Here is a 17,631-nt window from a genome sequence, read left to right on the forward strand (position 1 = left end):
GTGGTGTGACCGGGGGAGCGGTCAGGCGGTGGCGGCCAGCCGGCGGACCCGCTCGGCGTCGGCCGTGCGCGGACAGGTCAGACAGGTGTCCTCGGGCCGCACCGTGTAGAAGAAGCAACAGGTGGCCCGGTCCCGGGTGGCGCGCGCCGCGCCGCCGCAGGCCTCGGCCGAGCCGGGCAGCTCCCGGAAGCCCGCCGATCCCACGTACGGCCGGGCGGTGCCCGGCATCAGGAGCTCCAGCTCGGCGAGCGCCCGGCGCTCCTCGCCGAGCAGCGCCGCGATGTACCAGAGGCTCTCGACGACCTCGTCGGTCACCATGCCCCACAGGGCCCGCCGGCCCCGCCGCATCCGGGGCCCGAAACCGGCGAGGACCTCCTCGAAGTGCTCGGCCAGCGCGTCCCGGGCGGCTGCCCGCAGCGCCTCCCCGTCCGCCACCACGCGGGCGCCGGGCAGTCCGGCCAGCGGATCGTCCGGCAGGCACGCGAACTCCTCGACCCGCACCGCGATCCGGCCGAGGGCCCGCTGGAAGGACAGGTCCCGCGCGGGCAGCCGGGGCACCCGGCGGTCCAGGAACCAGGGGAGCGTCACCAGCAGGCAGACCGGCCACGCGTACCGGTGCAGCCCGAAGCCGGCGACGACGTCCGGGCGGGCCGCCCGCCCGTAGTCCCGCTTCACCTGCGCCTCGTCCCAGGCGAGGAAGCCGTCCAGACCGGTCCCGCCGGCGCCCAGCTCCGCCGCGGTCACCCAGCCCGTGCCGCCCGGCAGGGGCGCGTCCCCGGCGAGCTCGTCCACGCGCAGGCCGGCGAAGACCCCGGCCAGGCGCGCGTAGGCGGCGGCGACGGGTGACGACGGCAGAGCGGGTACGGCCATGCGGAACCACCGAATCACGATCGTTAGCAGGTAAGGCTTACCTTACCCGATCGGGGCGGTGTTTGAACTGCGGCGCCGTCCGCCTATCGTGCACGGGGGACCCCGGCACCGCGAGCCGGGCCCCGGCACGACGGCGCAGGAGGACCCCGGTGGAGCAGGGCAGCACACGCGGGCGGACGACCGGCCGCCCCGCCCCCGCGGCGTACGGCGACCCGGGCACCGCCGACGCGGCACGGGTCCCCGAACAGACCGCCCGCGGCGAGCACACCCACGCCGAGCCGCCCGGCCCCGGCCTCGCCGAGCCCCGCACCGTGCGCCGCCACTCCGTCCGCGGCCAGATCCTCCAGGCCCTGCGCACCGCCCTGGTCGGCGGCGAGCTCGTCCCCGGCGAGGTCTACTCCGCCCCCGCCCTCGGGGAACGCTTCGGCGTCTCCGCCACCCCCGTCCGCGAGGCCATGCAGCAGCTCGCCACCGAGGGCGCCGTCGAGGTCGTCCCCAACCGAGGCTTCCGGGTCACCGAACGCACCCCGCGCGAACTCGCCGAGCTCGCCGAGGTCCGCGCCCTCATCGAGGTCCCCGTCATGCTGCGGCTGGCCCGCACCGTGCCCGCCGAGCGCTGGGCCGGGCTGCGCCCGCTCGCCGAGGCCACCGGCGCCGCCGCCGCCCGCGGCGACCGCGCCCACTACGCCGAGACCGACCGCGCCTTCCACCGCGCCGTCCTCGCCCTCGCCGGCAACGAACAGCTCCTGCTCGTCGCCGACGACCTGCACCGCCGCTCCCAGTGGCCGCTGGTCAGCGGCCCCGCCACCCGCCACGCCGACCTCGTCGCCGACGCGGCCGAGCACAGCGCCCTCCTCGACGCCCTGATCGCCCAGGACCTCCCGGTCGTTTCCTCCCTCGTACGGGAGCACTTCACCGGAGCGCAAGCCTGACGGCTAAGGTCGACACCAGCAGCCGTTACTCCGTTCGCAGCAGGCCGACCGAGAGGTGTCCATGCCGTCCGTCCGCGCGGAGCGCCCCGGGGCCGCGGCCCTGCTCGGCTGGCTCACCGATCCCGACGCGCCCCGCCTCTGCCTCGTCACCGGCGGCCCCGGGCTGCTCGACTGGCTCGCCGCGCACGGCCCCCGGGCCGCCGGGCGGCACCGCAGCGCCCGCGCGCTCGTCCCGCTGACCGGTCGCACCGCCCTCGGCACCGCCTGGGCCGTCGCCGACCACCTCGGCGTCGTCGCCGCCTCGCCCGCCGACCTGGTCCGCGCCCTGGCCACCAGCGACACCGGCCGGGCCGCCCGCACCGTGCTGCTGCTGCCGGACCTGCACACCGCCGCCGAGCCGCTGCGGGTCGCCGAACTGCTCGCCGAGCTCGCCCGCACCCGCCGGGTCCGCCTGGTCGTCGAGACCCGCCCGGACACCCCCGAGCACGCGCTGCTCGCCGCGGCCGGCCGCCACACGGAGGTCACGGACGACGAGACGGCCGAGGCGCCCACCCCTTCCCCCGCCCTCCCCCCGAACCTCTCCGACCCGGCCCTCGTCTGCGCCGCGGACCCCGTCGCCGTCACCACCGGATACGTACGGGAGGAGGGCGACGAGCACGGCGGACTGCGCACCGCCTGGCTGCGCGCCGGGCAGGCGCTCTGCGCGGCCCGCACCCCGGCCGACCGGGCCCTGGTGCTGCTCTGCGCCCTCGGCGACGGCGCCGACCCCCGGCTGCGCCCCGCCCTCACCCGGCTGGCCGAACCGGCGCCCTGGCGGGTGCGCTGGACCCGGGTCACCGGGGACGGCGCCCCGCCCTGGCCCGGCCCGGTCGCGGCGCTCGCCGCCCAGGGCGGCACCCTGCTCGCCGCCGACCTCGGCGGCACCGTACGGCTGCTCGCCACCGCCGACGCCCGGCCGCTCGGGCGGCTCGACCACCCGGTCACCGGACGGGTCACCGCCCTCGCGCCCGCCCCCGACGGGACGGTGCTGCTGCTCGACGAGCGGGGCCGGCTGCACACCGTACGGGGCCGGGAACCCCGCCCGCCGTACCTCCAGCGCCTCACCGAGGCGGTCACCACGACCCTGACCCGGCACCCCGGCACGGCGCTCGCCGCGATCGGCGGCTCCGTCGTCGTGGGCGACCGGCTGGGCTCCGTGCACGCCTTCGGCCTGACCGGACTGCACCAGGCGGCCCTGCACAGCGGCCGGGTCACGGCCGTCGCCGCGGTCGAGTCCGCGACCCCCTTCGTGTGCAGCGGCGGCACCGACGGCACGGTGCGCCGCTGGACCCCCGGACAGGACCCGGACCCCGCCCCGCTCACCGAACGCCGCGCCCCGGTGGTCTCCCTCGCCGCCGCCGAGACCCCGCACGGCCCGTTCCTGGCCGCCGCCTGGGCCGACGGCACGGTCGAGCTGCACCGCCCGGAGCGGTCCGACCGCCTGACCTTCCGCCCGGGCCCCCCGGTCCGCGCGGTCACGGTGACGGAGGACGGCGCGCTGGTGGTGGGCCTCGACGAGGCGCTCGTACGGCTGGAGCCGCACCCGGCCTGAGACGGGAGCGGGCGACGTGCAGGGGGCGGTCAGATCGCCGGACGCGGCACCAACTGCCCCGCCAGCCACGTCGGTACGCCCCCCAGGAGACGGAAGAGGCGGGTCGCCTCGGCGCGGAGGCGACCCGCCTCGGGTTCGGTCTCGGTGGCCGCGAGAGAGGCGAGGGCGGGGGCCGTGCCCACGAGGTACCCCAACTCCTCGCGGATCCGCAGCGATTCGGCGAACCCGTGCCGTGCCTCCGCCAACTCCCCCTCGCGCAGGGCGAGTCCGGCGAGGTGCCGCCAGGTGGAGGAGAGCAGCAGCGCGTCCTCGTGGGCGGTGGCCCCGGCGTGCGCCCGGCGCAGTGCGGCGCGGGCGGCCTGCGGGGAGTCGCCGAGGTTCTGCGCGACCAGCCCCCGCCGGTAGTCGAGGAGCGCCCGGGCGGCGGTGTCGGTGCCGACCAGGGCGGCGGCCCGGCCGAGTGCCGCGCGGGCCTCGTCGGCCCGGTCGCGGACGCCAAGGAGGGTGGAGGCGTACGCCAGGTGGCCGCGTTCGCAGGCGGCGGCGCCGCGCTCCTCGTCGGTGCGGGCGACCGCCTCGGCGGCGCGCAGCGCCTCCTCGGCCTCGGCCCAGCCCTGCTCGGTGTAGAGGCAGCGCTCGATCAGCAGGGCCGCCCGTTCGAGGGCGGCGGCGGGTTCCGTCGCGCGGGGGGCGAGGAGTTCGGCGGCGTCCGTCCAGCAGCCGCGGGAGCGAAGCCTCCAGATCGCGGTCTCCAGTGGGGTTCCCCGGCCGTACGCCACATTGCCCTCCCCGAGCGCGCCATCGAGCTGTGAGTAGGACGGAATCTCAGCACGAACGGGGACGGTGGCCAAGGGGTCGGGTGAAAGTTTTCACAAAGCGGTGGCGCCCGGAAACACGCGGGAACGCGGTACGGGGCGGCCGTCGGCTGCCGCCCCGTCAGGTCCCCCGGTCACCCGATGAGATGAACGCGCGCGACGGAATCGCGCCTTCACCCGTTCAGCTCATCCGGAGCGCCAGGAAGAAGTCGAGCTTGTCCTCCAGGCGGGACAGGTCCCGGCCGGTGAGCTGCTCGATCCGGCCGACCCGGTAGCGCAGCGTGTTCACGTGCAGGTGGAGGCGGGTGGCGCAGCGGGTCCAGGAGCCGTCGCAGTCGAGGAAGGCCTCCAGGGTGGGGATGAGCTCGGCGCGGTGGCGCCGGTCGTAGTCGCGCAGCGGGTCGAGCAGCCGGGCGGTGAAGGCGCGCCGCACGTCGTCGGGGACGAAGGGCAGCAGCAGCACGTGGGAGGCCAGCTCGTGGTGGCCGGCGGCGCAGACCCGGCCGGGGCGGGCGGCGGCGACCCGGCGGGCGTGCCGGGCCTCCTCCAGGGCGCCGCGCAGCCCCTCGGCGGAGTGCACGGCGGCGCTGACGCCGAGGGTGAGGCGGCCGTCGCCGTCGAGGCCCGCGGAGAGCGGGGCGCGCACGGCGTCCAGCAGGACGTCGGCGTGCAGGCCGAGGGTGGCGGGCGGCATGTCGTCCTCGCTGTCGGGCAGCGGGGCGGCGGCCAGCGGGACGAGGGCGATGGCCTCGTCGCCGCTGTGGGCGACGGCGATCCGGTCGGCGGTGTCGGCGCCGGAGGCGGCCGGGTCGACCAGGATCTCCTCCAGGAGGGCCTGGGCGACGGGGCCGCTGTCGACGCCGTTCTGCCCGGGCTCGGTCTCCCACTCGACGCGGGCGACCACGACCTGCCAGTGCGGGGCGGTGCCGAGGCCGGGCAGCAGCACGGGCGCGGCGACCCGGAGCCGGGCGGCGATCTCGGCGGGCGCGGCGCCGGACTGGACGAGCTCCAGGACCTCCTGGGCGAGCCGGCGGCGCACGGTGCGGGCGGCGTCGCGGCGGTCGCGCTCGACGGCGATCAGCTGGGTGACGCCCTGGAGCAGGTCGAGCCGGGCGGCCGGCCAGTCGCCGGCGTCGGCCTCGACGGCCAGCAGCCAGTCGGAGAGCACGGTCTCGCGCACGTCGCGGGCGGCGGGGGCGGCGCCGCGGCCGGTGTTGCGGATCGGGAAGAGCGAGTAGGGCGTTCCGCCGACCGTGAGCCGGTGCGGGCCGCGCCGGCCGGTGCGGGTGGCGGCGAGGTGCTCGCCGGCCAGGGTGGCGGCGAGGCCGGCCTCCAGGGGCTCGCCGGCGCCGGCGATCTGGCGGCCGGTGGGGGAGAGCACCCAGGCGCGAAGGTCCAGGTCGGAGCCGAGGAGGTCGAGGACGACCTCGGGGCCGCCGCCGGCCGGGCCGGAGGTCATCAGGCGCCGGTGCCGGTCCACGACGGCGGCCAGGTCGCCGGCCCGCTCGCCGGAGACCTGTCGAACAACGTGCTCGGTGATCGTCGCGAACGCAACGGACTCGTTCACACCGAACAGCGGAAGCCGATGGCGTGAACACGCCTGTACGAGGTCCTCGGGGATGTCGCCGAGCTCGGCCTCGCCGGCGGCGAGCGCGGCCACTCCGGCGCCCGCCAGGATGCGGACGAAGGGCTCCGCGTCGGCCGGCTCGCGCAGCCAGGCCAGACCGGTGAGGACCAGCTCACCGCCGGACAGGTAGCGGCTGGGGTCCTTCAGGTCGGTCGTCATGACGCCGCGGACGGTGCGGTCCAGCTCGTCCTCTCCGCCGAGCAGGCGCAGCCCGAGCGCGTCGTTCTCCAGCAGTGCGCGCAGCCGCATGGTCTCGCCGCCGTTCCAAGTCGTGGGGTGTCGCGTTGTCGCCGGTGAGGCGGTGCTCGTGTTTCCAGGGGGAAACGCAGGGGTCACCGTTCTCCGGCTTTCGTTCGAATCTACAAGACGAGGGTGGCAGCCAGCCAACCGCTTCATGTGTTCGGTGGCTGCACACCGGGGGACCGTGGCTTGTGTACTAGGCCACACACCACGCGTTAACAGCACATGAAGAGATCGTCAGGGCCGTCGGCCGTCCCCCCGGGCCCGCTACGGACGAATCCCCGTTCACCGCAAGCACAAGAAGAGAGCCACCATGGACTTCCTTCGCCCCGCCAGCTGGGAGGAGGCGCTCGCCGCCAAGGCCGAGCACCCCACGGCCGTGCCCATCGCGGGCGGTACGGACATCATGGTCGAGATCAACTTCGACCACCGGCGTCCCGAGTACCTCCTGGACCTCAACCGTATCGAGCTGCTCGGCGAGTGGGAGGTCGGCGAGGAGAACGTCCGGCTCGGCGCCTCCGTCCCGTACAGCCGGATCATGGAGAACCTCCGCGAGGAGCTGCCCGGTCTGGCGCTCGCCTCCCACACGGTCGCCTCCCCGCAGATCCGCAACCGCGGCGGCGTCGGCGGCAACCTGGGCACCGCCTCCCCGGCCGGTGACGCCCACCCCGCGCTGCTCGCGGCGGGCGCCGAGGTCGAGGTCGAGTCGGTGCGCGGCACCCGCTTCATCCCGATCGACGAGTTCTACAAGGGCGTGAAGCGCAACGCGCTGGAGCCCGACGAGCTCATCAAGACCGTCCACGTGAAGAAGGCGGACGGCCCCCAGCAGTACTCCAAGGTCGGCACCCGCAACGCGATGGTCATCGCGGTCTGCGCCTTCGGCCTGGCCCTCCACCCGGAGACCCGGACCGTGCGGACCGGCATCGGCTCCGCCGCCCCGACCCCGGTCCGGGCGACCGCGGCCGAGGAGTTCCTGAACGCGGCGCTCGAAGAGGGCGGCTTCTGGGACAACGGCAAGATCATCACCCCGTCGATCGCCACGCAGTTCGCGGAGCTCGCCTCCGGCGCCTGCAACCCGATCGACGACGTCCGAGGCACCGCCAAGTACCGCCGGCACGCCGTGGGCATCATGGCCCGCCGCACGCTCGGCTGGACCTGGGAGCAGTACCGCGCCGGCAACGGCCGCACCCTTGAAGGAGCTGCATAACCATGCGCGTGAATTTCACGGTCAACGGTCGTACGCAGGAAGCCGACGACGTCTGGGAGGGCGAGTCCCTCCTCTACGTTCTGCGTGAGCGCCTGGGCCTGCCCGGCTCCAAGAACGCCTGCGAGCAGGGCGAGTGCGGCTCCTGCACGGTCCGTCTGGACGGCGTGCCGGTCTGTTCCTGCCTGGTGGCCGCCGGTCAGGTCGAGGGCCGCGAGGTCGTCACCGTCGAGGGCCTGGCGGACTACGCCAAGCAGCGCGAGGAGCACGGGCACGGCGGCGGCTGCGCCACCGGCGCCTGCGGCGGCACCTCGCTCGACGAGGCGCAGCGCTGGGCCGCCAAGCCCGGCCAGGACTCGCAGACCGGCGAGGGCGTCGAACTGTCCCCGATCCAGCAGGCGTTCATCGACGCCGGCGCGGTGCAGTGCGGCTTCTGCACCCCGGGTCTGCTGGTCGCGGCCGACGAGATGCTGGAGCGCAACCCGTCCCCGACGGACGCGGACATCCGCGAGGCGCTCTCCGGCAACCTCTGCCGCTGCACCGGTTACGAGAAGATCCTCGACGCGGTCCGCCTGGCGGCCGCCCGCCAGGGAGAGGCGGTCTGATCATGGCTGGTACCACCACGGGCATCCCCAGGAACGTCACCCAGAACCACACCAAGGGCGGCGTCGGCGAGTCCACCCTCCGCCCCGACGGCACCCTCAAGGTGACCGGCGAGTTCGCCTACTCCTCGGACATGTGGCACGAGGAGATGCTGTGGGGCCAGATCCTGCGCTCCACCGTCGCCCACGCCGAGATCGTGTCCATCGACACCTCCGAGGCCGTGGCCATGTCCGGCGTCTACGCCGTGCTGACGGCCGACGACCTGCCGGCCGCCAAGAACTACGGCATGGAGTTCCAGGACACCCCCGTCCTGGCCTACGGCAAGGTCCGCCACCACGGCGAGCCGGTGGCCCTCGTGGCCGCCGACCACCCGGAGACCGCCCGCCGCGCCGCCGCGAAGATCAAGGTCGAGTACCGCGAGCTGCCCGTCATCACCGACGAGGCCTCCGCGCTCGCCCCGGACGCGATCCTGGTCCACGAGAACCGCGACGACCACCACGCCGGTCACGTACCGCACCCCAACATCGTGCACCGCCAGCCGATCATCCGCGGCAACGCGGCCGAGGCCGCCAAGCGCGCCGACGTGATCGTCAAGGGCGAGTACACCTTCGGCATGCAGGACCAGGCCTTCCTCGGCCCGGAGTCCGGCCTGGCCGTGCCGGCCGAGGACGGCGGCGTCGACCTCTACGTGGCCACCCAGTGGCTGCACTCGGACCTCAAGCAGATCGCCCCCTGCCTCGGCCTGCCCGAGGAGAAGGTCCGCATGACCATGGCCGGCGTCGGCGGCGCCTTCGGCGGCCGCGAGGACATCTCGATGCAGATCCTCGCCTCGGTGCTCGCGCTGCGCACCAACAAGCCGGTCAAGATGGTCTACAACCGCTACGAGTCCTTCTTCGGGCACGTCCACCGGCACCCGGCCAAGCTCTACTACGAGCACGGCGCCACCAAGGACGGCAAGCTCACGCACATGAAGTGCAAGATCGTCCTGGACGGCGGCGCGTACGCCTCGTCCACGGCCTCGGTCGTCGGCAACGCCTCCTCCCTCTCGGTCGGCCCGTACGTCGTCGACGACGTGGAGATCGAGGCGATCGGCCTCTACACCAACAACCCGCCCTGCGGCGCCATGCGCGGCTTCGGCGCGGTGCAGGCCTGCTTCGCCTACGAGGCGCAGATGGACAAGCTCGCGGCCAAGCTGGGCATGGACCCGGTGGAGTTCCGCCGGCTCAACGCCATGGAGCAGGGCACGATCATGCCCACCGGCCAGGTCGTCGACTCGCCGGCCCCGGTCGCCGAGCTGCTGCGCCGGGTCAAGGCCCGCCCGATGCCGCCGGAGCGCCAGTGGGAGACCGCCGGCGAGGGCGCGGACGTCCGCGCGCTGCCGGGCGGCCTGTCCAACACCACGCACGGTGAGGGCGTGGTGCGGGGCGTGGGCTACGCGGTCGGCATCAAGAACGTCGGCTTCTCCGAGGGCTTCGACGACTACTCGACGGCGAAGATCCGCATGGAGGTCATCAACGGCGAGCCCGTCGCGACCGTCCACACCGCCGCGGCCGAGGTCGGCCAGGGCGGCGTCACGATCCACGCCCAGATCGCCCGTACCGAGCTCGGCGTCCAGCAGGTCACCATCCACCCCGCCGACACCCAGGTGGGCTCGGCCGGTTCGACCTCCGCGGGCCGCCAGACGTACATGACCGGCGGCGCCATCAAGAACTCCTGCGAGCTCGTCCGCGAGAAGGTCCTGGAGATCGGCCGGCGCAAGTTCGGCTCGTACCACCCGGCCTGGGCGAGCGCCGAACTCCTGCTGGAGGGCGGCAAGGTCGTCACCGACGGCGGCGAGACCCTCGCCTCCCTCGCGGACGTCCTGGAGGACGAGGTCGTGGAGATCGAGGAGGAGTGGCGGCACCGCCCCACCCAGCCCTTCGACCTCGTCACCGGCCAGGGCAACGGCCACGTGCAGTACGCCTTCGCGGCGCACCGCGCGGTCGTGGAGGTCGACACCGAGCTCGGCCTGGTCAAGGTGATCGAACTGGCCTGTGCCCAGGACGTCGGCAAGGCGGTCAACCCGCTCTCCGTCGTCGGCCAGATCCAGGGCGGCACCACCCAGGGCCTCGGCGTCGCGGTGATGGAGGAGATCATCGTCGACCCGAAGACCGCGAAGGTGCGCAACCCCTCCTTCACGGACTACCTGATCCCCACGATCCTCGACACGCCGACCATCCCGGTCGACTACCTCGAACTGGCCGACCCGAACGCGCCGTACGGCGTGCGCGGCATCGGCGAGGCCCCGACCCTGTCGTCCACCCCGGCCGTCCTCGCGGCGATCCGGAACGCGACGGGCCTGGAGCTCAACAAGACGCCGGTCCGCCCCGAGCACCTGACCGGCACCCTGTAGGACCTCTCCGGACGGTGCGTGCCTCCCAGGAACGTCACACTTCCCCCGCCCGCACCGTCCGGGGAATCCCCCCACGGCAGTACCCGGCAGTACCCCGCATCACCCAGCAGTACGAGCAGTACCGATTCACCCGTTCGTCTCGGGCCGTCCCCCGGGTCGTGCAGCCATCTCGATATCCCAAATCCCGCAATCCCCAACGCTTTCTGCGGGTGCCCCTTTGAACCTTGGGAGTAGGCCCCATGACCCAGTCGTCAGTGGAGCCCAAGACCACGGCCGAGGACGCGGGCAGCGGCTCGCGCAACCCCGCCGGCAGGTCTTGGCTCGACCGGTACTTTCACATCTCGGAGAGAGGATCCACCGTCGCGACGGAGATCCGCGGCGGCGTCACCACCTTCATGGCGATGGCGTACATTCTCCTGCTCAACCCCCTGATCCTCTCCGGCAAGGACGTGGACGGCAACGTCCTCAGCCAGCCCGCGCTGATCACCGCCACCGCGCTCTGCGCGGCGGCCACCACCCTCCTGATGGGTTTCTGGGGCAAGGTGCCGCTGGCCCTCGCCGCCGGTCTCAGCGTCTCCGGCGTGATGGCCTCGCAGGTCGTCCCGGTCATGACCTGGCCGCAGGCCATGGGCATGTCGATCGCGTACGGCGCCGTGATCTGTCTCCTGGTCGTCACCGGCCTGCGTGAGATGATCATGAACGCGATACCGCTCGCGCTCAAGCACGCCATCACCATCGGCATCGGCCTCTTCATCGCCATCATCGGCTTCGTGAAGGCCGGCTTCGTCCACGAGAACCCCGCCCCCGGTGGCGGCCCCGTGGCGCTCGGCCCGGCCGGTGAGCTGGAGGGCTGGCCGGTCCTCATCTTCGCGGTCACGCTGCTGCTGATCTTCGCCCTGCAGTCCCGCAACGTCCCCGGCGCGATCCTCATCGGCATCGTCACCGGCACCGTGATCGCCGCGGTCCTCAACGCGGTCGCCGACATCCCGGCCAAGGCCTGGTTCTCCGGCGCCCCCGAGCTGCACGGCAGCGCCGTCTCCGCCCCGGACTTCTCGCTCATCGGCGACGTGTCCTTCAGCGGCTGGGGCGACGTCGGCTACATCACGATCACCATGATCGTCTTCACCCTGGTGCTGGCCGGCTTCTTCGACGCCATGGCCACCATCCTCGGCGTCGGCACCGAGGCCAAGCTCGCCGACGACAGGGGCCGCATGCCGGGCCTGTCCAAGGCGCTGTTCATCGACGGCGCCGGCGGCGTCCTGGGCGGCGCGGGCGGTGCCTCCGGCCAGACCGTGTTCGTCGAGTCCGCCACCGGCGTCGGCGAGGGCGCCCGCACCGGCCTGGCCTCCGTGGTCACCGGCGGCTTCTTCGCCCTGTGCCTGTTCTTCACGCCGCTGACCGCGATCGTGCCGCAGGAGGTCGCCGCCGCGGCCCTGGTCGTCATCGGCTCGATGATGATGCAGAACGCCAAGCACGTGGACTGGAGCGACCGCTCCGTCGCGATCCCGGTGTTCCTCACGGTGGTCCTGATGCCCTTCACGTACACCATCACCACCGGTGTCGCCGCCGGCGTGATCTCCTACGCGGTGATCAAGTCCGCGCAGGGCAGGGCGAGGGAGGTCGGCGGCTTCATGTGGGCGCTGACCGCGGTCTTCGTCGTGTACTTCGCCATCCACCCGATCGAGAGCTGGCTGGGCGTCGGCTGACCGGGCACCCGCCCGGTGTGACGCCGCCCGCCACACCCATCCCCAAGGAGTTCGAGATGCTGGACATCGCCGAGGAGCTGCACCGGTGGGTCGAGCAGGGACGCGAGTTCGCCGTCGCCACCGTCATGGCGGTCGGCGGCAGCGCGCCCCGGCAGCCGGGCGCCGCGCTCGCCGTCGACACCGACGGCACGGCGATCGGATCGGTCTCCGGCGGATGCGTGGAGGGCGCCGTCTACGAGCTGTGCCAACAGGCGCTCGAAGACGGGCGGACCGTCGTCGAGCGCTTCGGCTACAGCGACGAGGACGCCTTCGCGGTCGGCCTGACCTGCGGCGGCGTCATCGACATCCTCGTCACCCCGGTGCGCGGCGGGGTCTTCCCCGCCGCGCTCGCGGCCGCCGCCTCGGGCGAGGCGGCGGCGCTCGCCCGGATCGTCTCGGGCCCGGAGGACCTGCTGGGGCAGGCCCTCCTGGTCCGGCCGGACGGTGCGTACGAGGGCGGGCTCGGCGGCCACCCCGAGCTGGACCGCACCGCCGCGAGCGAGGCCCGCGCCCTGCTCGACGCCGGGCGCACCGGCACCCTGGAGATCGGCGCCGACGGCAGCCGCTGCGGACAGCCGATCACCCTCCTCGTCGAGTCCTCCGTCCCCGCCCCCCGCATGATCGTCTTCGGCGCGATCGACTTCGCGTCCGCCCTGGTCCGGGTCGGCAAGTTCCTCGGCTACCACGTCACCGTCTGCGACGCCCGGCCGGTCTTCGCCACGAAGCTCCGCTTCCCCGAGGCCGACGAGATCGTCGTCGAATGGCCCCACCGCTACCTGGAGGCCGCCGCCGCGGCCGGCGAGGTGGACACCCGCACCGTGCTGTGCGTGCTCACCCACGACGCCAAGTTCGACGTGCCGCTGCTCCAGGTCGCCCTCCGTCTTCCCGTCGCGTACGTCGGCGCGATGGGCTCCCGCCGCACCCACGAGGACCGCAACAAGCGCCTGCGCGAGGTCGGCGTCAGCGAGCTGGAGATCGCCCGCCTGCGCTCCCCGATCGGCCTGGACCTCGGCGCCCGTACGCCCGAGGAGACCGCGCTGTCCATCGGCGCCGAGATCGTCGCCAACCGGCGCGGCGGCAGCGGCGTCTCGCTGACCGGGGCGCACACCCCGATCCACCACGACGGCACGAGCACGCCGGCCGGCCGCATCGGTTCGGTCGCCTGACCCGTACGCGTACCACCTGGCCCGTACGCGTACGAACGAAGAGGGCACCCCGGGATCCTGGATCCCGGGGTGCCCTCTTCCGTACGGGAAAAACCAAAGACGCCCTAGGCGGGCTTCAGGCCCGCCTTCTGCAGGCCGTGCAGCAGCAGTTCCGCGAGCTGCTCGTAGGCGGCGGCGTCGGCGAGACCGGTCGCGGCGGCCACCTGGCGCTGCTGGATGCGGACCATCACCGAGGCGATCACGTCGGCCGCGAAGGCCACGTGGACGTCGCGGAAGACCCCGGCGGAGACGCCCTCCTCGATGAGCTGCTGGACCCGTCCGGCGGCGGCACGGGTGTTGCGCTCGTAGACCTCGGCGGCGGGTTCGAAGGCGGCCACGTCGTCGAAGAACTGCGGGGAGACCGGTGCCAGCTCCGCGGCGACCGCGCGCAGATAGGCGGCGAGCCGTTCGGCCGGTCCGGTCGCGGCGGCGAGGACCGCCTCGACCCGGCCGGTGGCCCGCCGGAAGAAGTGCACGACGGCGGCTCTGACCAGCTGTTCCTTGCTGCCGGCCAGTCCGTACAGAGTGCGCTTGGAGCAGTGCAGCTGGGCCGCGAGGTCGTCGAGGGTCAGCTTCGCGAAGCCCTCGCCGACCAGGAGCGCCACCAGCTCCTCGAAGAGCTCGGAGCGCCTGGCGGCGCCGCGGCCGGTGAGGCGGGGTGCGGCGGCGGAGGTCTCGATCACCCGAACAGTATGCCGGGTCGCCCCGTTCGGGGGCTTGTGCCGTCACCCTCCTGCGCTACGCTAACCGGTACTGCCGTACCCCTCGCAGTACCGTTTCACAGCACCGTCTGTGTCTTGATGGAGTCGCCATGGATGTCGACCGCCTCCTTCCCACCCCCGAGGCAGCGGACCTCATCGCCCTCACGCGGGAGATCGCCGACAAGGAGCTCGCCCCGCGCGCCGACGAGCACGAGGCCGCCGAGACCTATCCGGAGGGGCTCTTCGCGACCCTCGGGGAGGCCGGACTGCTCGGCCTGGCCTATCCGGAGGAGTACGGCGGCGGCGGTCAGCCGTACGAGGTCTACCTCCAGGTCCTGGAGGAGCTCGCGGCCCGCTGGGCGGCCGTCGCCGTCGCCACCAGCGTGCACACCCTGGCCTGCCACCCGCTGCACGCCTTCGGCACCGCCGAGCAGAAGGAGCGCTGGCTGCCGGCCATGCTGGAGGGCCGCCAGATCGGCGGCTACAGCCTCTCGGAGCCGCAGGCCGGCTCCGACGCCGCCGCGCTCGCCTGCAAGGCCGAGCGCACCGAGGACGCCGAGGGCCGCCCCGCCTACCGCCTCACCGGCAACAAGGCCTGGATCACCCACGGCGGCAAGGCCGGCTTCTACGCCCTCTTCGCCCGTACCGCCCCCGGCAGCCACGGCATCTCCTGCTTCCTCGCCCCCGGCGAGACCGAGGGCCTCAGCTTCGGCAAGCCCGAGCGCAAGATGGGCCTCCAGGCGGTGCCCACCACCTCCGCCCACTGGGACGGCGCCGTCATCGGCGCCGACCGGCTCATCGGAGCCGAGGGCCAGGGCCTCCAGATCGCCTTCAGCGCCCTCGACAACGGGCGGCTCGGCATCGCCGCCTGCGCCACCGGCCTCGCCCAGGCCGCGCTGAGCGCCGCCGTCGCGTACGCCAACGAGCGCACCACCTTCGGGCGGAAGATCATCGACCACCAGGGCCTGGGCTTCCTGCTCGCCGACATGGCCGCCGCCGTGGACGCCGCCCGCGCCACCTACCTCGACGCGGCCCGCCGCCGCGACCTCGGCCGCCCCTTCAGCCGCCAGGCCAGCGCGGCGAAGCTGATCGCCACCGACACCGCGATGAAGGTCACCACGGACGCCGTCCAGGTCCTCGGCGGCTACGGCTACACGCGGGACTTCCCGGTCGAGCGCTACATGCGCGAGGCGAAGATCATGCAGATCTTCGAGGGGACGAACCAGATCCAGCGGCTGGTGATCAGCCGGGGCCTGTCCGCCGCGCCGGCGAAGTAGCGCGCGGGCCGTGCCGGGCCGCGCACGCCGCGCGGCACCGGCACTCGGGCGCACCGACGCTCGCACCAGCACCAGCACCGGCATCCGCAGGGGCACCGGCGCCCGCACCGGCACACCGGGGGCCGCCCCGGTTGCCGGGCACGGGGCGCGGCAGGTGCCACGATCCACCCGGGGCGGGACGCGGGAGCGCCCGGCCCGGCACGCCCGTGCCGACGGCACGGCGGTACGACCATCCCCGGCGGCCCCCGAACGGGCCGCCGGCCCTCACGAGGAGTTCCATGGACATCGCAGGATCCGCCGCGCTCGTCACCGGTGCCGCCTCGGGCCTCGGCGCCGCCACGGCCGCCGCGCTCGCGGCCCGGGGCGCCACCGTCTACGGCCTGGACCTCGACAAGGCCGTCGCCGGGGCCGAGCCGCCGGCCGACGGGGTCACCCTGATCGCGGCCGACGTCACCGACGAGCAGCAGGTGCGATCCGCGCTCGCGCGGATCGAGGCGGACGGCGCCGAGCTGCGGCTCGCGGTCAACTGCGCGGGCATCGCGCCCTCCGCCCGCGTCCTCGGCCGCAAGGGCCCGCACGACCTGGACCTGTTCCGCACGGTCGTGGACGTCAACCTGGTCGGCACCTTCAACGTCATGCGGCTGGCCGCCGAGCTGATCGCCCGGCAGTCCGCCGACGCGCACGGGCAGCGCGGGCTCGTGGTCAACACCGCCTCCATCGCCGCCTTCGAGGGCCAGGTCGGCCAGATCGCGTACGCCGCCTCCAAGGCCGGCGTCGCCGGGATGACCATCACCGCCGCCCGCGACCTCGCCCAGTACGGCATCCGCGTGGTCACCGTCGCGCCCGGCATCGTGGACACCCCGATGATGGCCGGCTTCTCCGAGGACGTCCGGGCCGGCCTCGCCGCGAGCGTCACCTTCCCGCAGCGGCTCGCCCGCCCCGAGGAGTACGCCCGGCTCGTGACCATGGTCGCCGAGCACGACTACCTCAACGGCGAGACCATCCGGATGGACGGCGCCCTGCGGATGGCTCCCCGCTGACCTGGGGCGTGGCACCAAGTGCCGCCGCGAGAGGGATCCGAGTGCTAGGTTCGGGGCATGAGCACCAACCCCGCCACCCCCGCCAAGCCCTCGATGCGTGACTCCCTCGTCGCGGCGGCCTTCGAGCTCTTCCTGGAGCGCGGCTACGAGCAGACGACGATCGACGACATCGTCCGCACGGCGGGGGTCGGCCGGAGGTCCTTCTTCCGCTACTTCCCGTCCAAGGAGGACGTGGTCTTCCCGGACCACGAGCAGAGCCTCGCCGACATGACCGCCTTCCTCGCCGCGAGCGCCGACTCCGACGACCCGCTGGTCCGGGTCTGCGAGGCCACCCGGCTGGTCATGCGCATGTACGCGGAGAACCCCACCTTCTCCGTCCAGCGCTACCGCCTCACCCGCGAGGTGACGGGCCTGCGGACCTACGAACTCTCCGTCGTCTGGCGGTACGAGAAGACCCTCGGCGACTATCTGCGCACCCGCTACGCCGACCGCCGCGACGGCACCCTGCGCGCCAACGTGGTGGCCGCGGCCGTGGTCGCCGCGCACAACCACACCCTGCGCCACTGGCTGCGCTCGGGCGGCGAGGGCGATCCGCTCGCGGAGGTGGACCGGGCGCTGGCCTTCGTGCGCGAGACGCTGAGCCCGGACGCCGCACCGGCCGGCGGCGGGGGCGCCGAGCAGGAGGCCGACGACGTGGTGGTGGTGATCACCAAGCGGTCCACCCCGATGTGGCGGGTGGTGCGCGAGGTGGAGGCGAGCCTCGGCGAGGACTGAGGGGCGCGGACGGGGACACGAAGGGATCTCAGTATCGTCAATTGAGGGTACTGAGGTCTTTCTTTGCTGGCACTCAGTGCCATATCTTTGCCTCACGCCTCACGCACGTCGAGCCGCCGAGTGCAAGGAGAAGTCATCGTGTTCCACACGGGATCCACGGGCCCGCGGACGTCCTCCGCCGCCCTCCTGACCGACGAGCCGGCCGCCGAGCCGGAGCTCCACTACCAGGTGTGCCGGTGGTGCCGGACCACGACCTTCCAGCGTCTGCTCTGTCCCACCTGCGGGTCGACCGACCTGACCCCCGAACTCAGCGCCGGCGAGGGCGTGATCTCGGTGCGGCGGGCCTTCACCGCCGCCGAGGCCGACCTCTGGCCGGTGCACATGGCCGAGGGCTTCGTGGTGCGCTGCCGGGTCGACGGGCCGCCGCACGCGGTGCGCCCCGGGGTGCGGGTCCGGCTGGCCGGCGGGGGAGTGGGCGGCGGCCGCCGCCCGGTCGTCCGGCTGTGCGAGGAAGTCGCCCTGGACGGCTGGTTCTGAACGGCCCGGCGGTCCGGGACGCACGAGAGGGGCGGGGGGGGGGGGGGGGCCCCCCCCCCCCCCCGCCCGGGGGCCGGG

General features: G+C 73.9%; 15 protein-coding genes. 11 read left to right on the plus strand and 4 right to left on the minus strand.

Annotated elements, in window-relative coordinates; genetic code table 11:
- Nucleotides 1-21: 21 nt before the first annotated feature.
- Nucleotides 22-870 carry a (2Fe-2S)-binding protein gene (locus ACIGW2_RS20560; protein ID WP_399844885.1) on the minus strand — a complete coding sequence of 283 codons (849 nt, stop codon included), beginning with the start codon at nt 868-870 and terminating at the stop codon, nt 22-24.
- 149 nt (nt 871-1,019) lie between these two features.
- Between ACIGW2_RS20560 and ACIGW2_RS20565 the strand changes: the two genes are divergently transcribed.
- Nucleotides 1,020-1,802: a GntR family transcriptional regulator gene (locus ACIGW2_RS20565; protein WP_361581159.1), complete on the plus strand. Its 783-nt coding sequence runs from the start codon at nt 1,020-1,022 to the stop codon at nt 1,800-1,802.
- A 61-nt stretch (nt 1,803-1,863) separates the two neighbouring features.
- On the plus strand, nt 1,864-3,393 hold the full coding sequence (locus ACIGW2_RS20570) for a WD40 repeat domain-containing protein (protein ID WP_399844887.1): 1,530 nt from the start codon (nt 1,864-1,866) through the stop codon (nt 3,391-3,393).
- 29 nt (nt 3,394-3,422) lie between these two features.
- Here the strand turns inward: ACIGW2_RS20570 and ACIGW2_RS20575 are convergent, their stop codons facing one another.
- A complete protein-coding gene (locus ACIGW2_RS20575) occupies nt 3,423-4,148 on the minus strand; it encodes a hypothetical protein (RefSeq protein WP_391653674.1) in 726 nt (241 codons plus the stop codon).
- A gap of 241 nt (nt 4,149-4,389) precedes the next feature.
- Nucleotides 4,390-6,084 (minus strand): PucR family transcriptional regulator, encoded by a 1,695-nt coding sequence (locus tag ACIGW2_RS20580; RefSeq protein WP_399844889.1) that lies wholly within the window; start codon nt 6,082-6,084, stop codon nt 4,390-4,392.
- A gap of 304 nt (nt 6,085-6,388) precedes the next feature.
- Here ACIGW2_RS20580 and ACIGW2_RS20585 point away from each other — a divergent pair, with 304 nt between their 5' ends.
- From ACIGW2_RS20585 to ACIGW2_RS20605, 5 genes are all read left to right on the plus strand, one after another.
- Nucleotides 6,389-7,282 (plus strand): FAD binding domain-containing protein, encoded by an 894-nt coding sequence (locus ACIGW2_RS20585; protein WP_391653380.1) that lies wholly within the window; start codon nt 6,389-6,391, stop codon nt 7,280-7,282.
- A 2-nt stretch (nt 7,283-7,284) separates the two neighbouring features.
- The gene (locus tag ACIGW2_RS20590; RefSeq protein WP_399844891.1) at nt 7,285-7,884 is read left to right on the plus strand and encodes a (2Fe-2S)-binding protein; all 600 of its coding nucleotides are present in this window, start codon (nt 7,285-7,287) and stop codon (nt 7,882-7,884) included.
- A 2-nt stretch (nt 7,885-7,886) separates the two neighbouring features.
- Entirely contained in the window at nt 7,887-10,274 is a 2,388-nt protein-coding gene (locus tag ACIGW2_RS20595; RefSeq protein WP_391653379.1) for a xanthine dehydrogenase family protein molybdopterin-binding subunit, read from the plus strand.
- A 239-nt stretch (nt 10,275-10,513) separates the two neighbouring features.
- Nucleotides 10,514-11,980, plus strand: a complete 1,467-nt coding sequence (locus tag ACIGW2_RS20600; RefSeq protein WP_399844893.1) for an NCS2 family permease — start codon at nt 10,514-10,516, stop codon at nt 11,978-11,980.
- A 56-nt stretch (nt 11,981-12,036) separates the two neighbouring features.
- Nucleotides 12,037-13,185 carry an XdhC family protein gene (locus ACIGW2_RS20605; protein WP_399844895.1) on the plus strand — a complete coding sequence of 383 codons (1,149 nt, stop codon included), beginning with the start codon at nt 12,037-12,039 and terminating at the stop codon, nt 13,183-13,185.
- 104 nt (nt 13,186-13,289) lie between these two features.
- On the opposite strand, the gene ACIGW2_RS20610 is transcribed toward ACIGW2_RS20605, so the two are convergent.
- Nucleotides 13,290-13,907: a TetR/AcrR family transcriptional regulator gene (locus ACIGW2_RS20610; RefSeq protein WP_361581179.1), complete on the minus strand. Its 618-nt coding sequence runs from the start codon at nt 13,905-13,907 to the stop codon at nt 13,290-13,292.
- Between the two features lie 128 nt (nt 13,908-14,035).
- Here ACIGW2_RS20610 and ACIGW2_RS20615 point away from each other — a divergent pair, with 128 nt between their 5' ends.
- The 4 genes from ACIGW2_RS20615 (at nt 14,036) to ACIGW2_RS20630 (ending at nt 17,553) form a co-directional block, all read left to right on the plus strand.
- The gene (locus ACIGW2_RS20615) at nt 14,036-15,202 is read left to right on the plus strand and encodes an acyl-CoA dehydrogenase family protein (RefSeq protein ID WP_391653377.1); all 1,167 of its coding nucleotides are present in this window, start codon (nt 14,036-14,038) and stop codon (nt 15,200-15,202) included.
- A gap of 278 nt (nt 15,203-15,480) precedes the next feature.
- Nucleotides 15,481-16,242 carry an SDR family NAD(P)-dependent oxidoreductase gene (locus tag ACIGW2_RS20620; protein ID WP_399844899.1) on the plus strand — a complete coding sequence of 254 codons (762 nt, stop codon included), beginning with the start codon at nt 15,481-15,483 and terminating at the stop codon, nt 16,240-16,242.
- Between the two features lie 57 nt (nt 16,243-16,299).
- Nucleotides 16,300-17,016, plus strand: a complete 717-nt coding sequence (locus ACIGW2_RS20625) for a TetR family transcriptional regulator (RefSeq protein WP_399844901.1) — start codon at nt 16,300-16,302, stop codon at nt 17,014-17,016.
- Between the two features lie 138 nt (nt 17,017-17,154).
- A complete protein-coding gene (locus ACIGW2_RS20630; protein ID WP_361581189.1) occupies nt 17,155-17,553 on the plus strand; it encodes a zinc ribbon domain-containing protein in 399 nt (132 codons plus the stop codon).
- Nucleotides 17,554-17,631: the final 78 nt, after the last annotated feature.

This window comes from Streptomyces sp. NPDC053541 (assembly GCF_044544705.1).
Lineage (GTDB): Bacteria > Actinomycetota > Actinomycetes > Streptomycetales > Streptomycetaceae > Streptomyces.

Excerpts from the sequence above, each read along its gene's own strand:
- ACIGW2_RS20560 (WP_399844885.1), bottom strand. The coding sequence starts at position 870 with ATGGCCGTACCCGCTCTGCCGTCGTCACCCGTCGCCGCCGCCTACGCG.
- ACIGW2_RS20570 (WP_399844887.1), top strand. The coding sequence starts at position 1,864 with ATGCCGTCCGTCCGCGCGGAGCGCCCCGGGGCCGCGGCCCTGCTCGGC.
- ACIGW2_RS20580 (WP_399844889.1), bottom strand. The coding sequence starts at position 6,084 with ATGCGGCTGCGCGCACTGCTGGAGAACGACGCGCTCGGGCTGCGCCTG.
- ACIGW2_RS20585 (WP_391653380.1), top strand. The coding sequence starts at position 6,389 with ATGGACTTCCTTCGCCCCGCCAGCTGGGAGGAGGCGCTCGCCGCCAAG.
- ACIGW2_RS20590 (WP_399844891.1), top strand. The coding sequence starts at position 7,285 with ATGCGCGTGAATTTCACGGTCAACGGTCGTACGCAGGAAGCCGACGAC.
- ACIGW2_RS20595 (WP_391653379.1), top strand. The coding sequence starts at position 7,887 with ATGGCTGGTACCACCACGGGCATCCCCAGGAACGTCACCCAGAACCAC.
- ACIGW2_RS20600 (WP_399844893.1), top strand. The coding sequence starts at position 10,514 with ATGACCCAGTCGTCAGTGGAGCCCAAGACCACGGCCGAGGACGCGGGC.
- ACIGW2_RS20605 (WP_399844895.1), top strand. The coding sequence starts at position 12,037 with ATGCTGGACATCGCCGAGGAGCTGCACCGGTGGGTCGAGCAGGGACGC.
- ACIGW2_RS20615 (WP_391653377.1), top strand. The coding sequence starts at position 14,036 with ATGGATGTCGACCGCCTCCTTCCCACCCCCGAGGCAGCGGACCTCATC.
- ACIGW2_RS20620 (WP_399844899.1), top strand. The coding sequence starts at position 15,481 with ATGGACATCGCAGGATCCGCCGCGCTCGTCACCGGTGCCGCCTCGGGC.
- ACIGW2_RS20625 (WP_399844901.1), top strand. The coding sequence starts at position 16,300 with ATGAGCACCAACCCCGCCACCCCCGCCAAGCCCTCGATGCGTGACTCC.